Genomic DNA, 2,090 nt, shown 5'->3' on the forward strand with positions numbered 1-2,090 from the left:
ACCGATTGTCTCGCAGGGGGGTGACAGTGGGATCGTCGATATTGAGATGCCCGCTGAACGCGTCCGGATGAAATTTTCCGTAGGGGTGTGCAGTGACCCCGGTGAAATCCGTCCTGTTCACGATCGGGGCTTGCTCGCTTCCCCTGAAGAGTTCCGAGGTCGCTCTTGGGCGGCTGGATATGGCTTCGTCTTTGACGGGGTCCTTCGTCGCGCGCACGTCCCGGGTTTGGGTTCTCTTTGCTACGTAACTACTGTAATACAAAATGTGTTTTGTGTGTTACGGTCATACACAAGCCTGTGGGCTCTAATGAGAGGAACAAACATGGCAACACTGACCGTACGAATCGATGACGACACCCGGGACACCCTCGACGAAATGGCTCGCGATGAAGGCTTAAATCTGAGCGACTACATCCGCCGCCTTCTGAGGGAGGCAGTAGTCCCACTCCGGGAAATCGACAAGTTTCAGCTGAAGGCAAGAGCCAACGCGCCCGAAACGCTCTCGACGCAGGAGAGGCACACTCTTTCATTACTGCACCGGATTTTGGCGCGAGTACTTCCTGAGGACGCCAACGACACTGACGGTGACAGCGACTACCAGCTCGAGCGAGCCCGTGTTCTCGAGGCTGGGTTTACCAATGAATATTGGGTCGAGTTTGCCGGCGTTGCCGACGAACTCTCCAAGAAGAACTGCGCGCGGGTTATGGACATCCTCGACATGTTTCGCATTCTCGACTACAGCGTCGACAAATTGGCTGAAGAGGGGATCGAGCTTGACGTCGATGTGGTTTCGAGCCTGCGGTACCGCGGTTTCGATCATAATGACGCGCTGGAGGGAAAGATGGCCGACTACGTTCAGCATCTCGTCGCTGACGATAAATGGAGCGAGCGGGAGGAATTCATCAAGGGGCCGGGGAGCGGGAATTCCCACATGACAGTGCTTCCGACTTACCAGAGGATGCTGGACGAGTACCGACGCACCATGGAACGTCGCGAACGAGTGTCGCGTACGGACTATCTACTGAACAAGGATGACCTCATAGCGATCGCAAGCGCAACAGTTCATCCCGAGCGCCGAGGGCCCCAGTAAGTCGCCTCAGGGCTCTCAGTAGCTCGGGTTGAAAAGAGATACCACCGACAGGTCGAGGGAACTGTCGTTCCACCTGGTCGAGACCAATCACGTGATGAAAGAAGATTTGTTCAGACTAGGTCACAGAACTTTGGGCTTTGTCGGCCGGAGTCGTAAGACCGGGAGGGGACACGACCTAATGACGCAAATGCGGCTTGATTCTCTTTGGGGCCGTTGCATTCGACGATGAGCCTGAGGCGTCCGACCTCATACGTGGAGAGCTCTTCCAGAGTCGCATCCGTTGTGTTGTGACTCCGTTTCACTACTTGAGTGAACGCACGCGGCCAGGCCTCAATCTGCGCTCCCTGGACTAGGCAGAAGACGCTGCGAACTCGAAGTCAGTAGGCGCTACGAGCAACGCCCCTTCTTAGCGAGGACAATGCGAATTATGACGGAATCGAAGTCCCCTGAACACGTTGCCTGGGAAATTCGCCTCGGGCGACTCGCAGAAATCGCACGAGCCTGGCAGAGACGCATGGCGGAAGAGCCGTCTAAACCCGAACGGGGAAGCCCCCTGGCGGGAGACGATGCCGGCTTCAATGAGCTCAGCGTCTCCAACTTGGCCTCGTACAGCATGGCCACATCCACCGAACCCCTCGACTTCTGTCTTTCCATGATGGCGAAAACGCAGACAATGTTTCCCAGCGCATATCTGACGGTCTTGAGAACAGCGCTGCTCACAGCTTCGCATGCGGCTTGGATTTTGGCGCCTAAGAGCAGGCAGGGTCGTCAGATGAACGCACTTCGTTTGACGGCCGACGATGTTCGATCGCAAGTAGCAATGGTGCGGACCGCATACGTTTCAGATGCTTCGGTTGGAAAAGCCAAGGATGCCGAGCTTCTCAGACTGACACGGCACCAAGCTCGCCTTCAAGAAATAGCGGATGCGCTCGGTCTCAAGTCAGACGTTACAAAGCCCCTGGTGAACAACACTGCAATCATCGAGGAAGTAGCGCGGACA

Annotated in this window: 3 protein-coding genes; 2 read left to right on the top strand and 1 reads right to left on the bottom strand. The window is 56.1% G+C overall.

The window, feature by feature from the left end; translation table 11 throughout:
• On the bottom strand, nucleotides 1–217 hold a 217-nt coding region (locus tag JF66_RS24780; protein WP_231556538.1), incomplete at its 3' end, for a hypothetical protein.
• Nucleotides 218–322: 105 nt separating this feature from the next.
• Between JF66_RS24780 and JF66_RS20345 the strand changes: the two genes are divergently transcribed.
• Nucleotides 323–1,090: a YfbU family protein gene (locus JF66_RS20345; protein WP_035880741.1), complete on the top strand. Its 768-nt coding sequence runs from the start codon at nucleotides 323–325 to the stop codon at nucleotides 1,088–1,090.
• 427 nt (nucleotides 1,091–1,517) lie between these two features.
• The coding region (locus JF66_RS20350; protein WP_156109973.1) for a hypothetical protein at nucleotides 1,518–2,090 on the top strand (573 nt) is incomplete at its 3' end.

The organism is Cryobacterium sp. MLB-32, from assembly GCF_000738085.1.
GTDB lineage: Bacteria > Actinomycetota > Actinomycetes > Actinomycetales > Microbacteriaceae > Cryobacterium.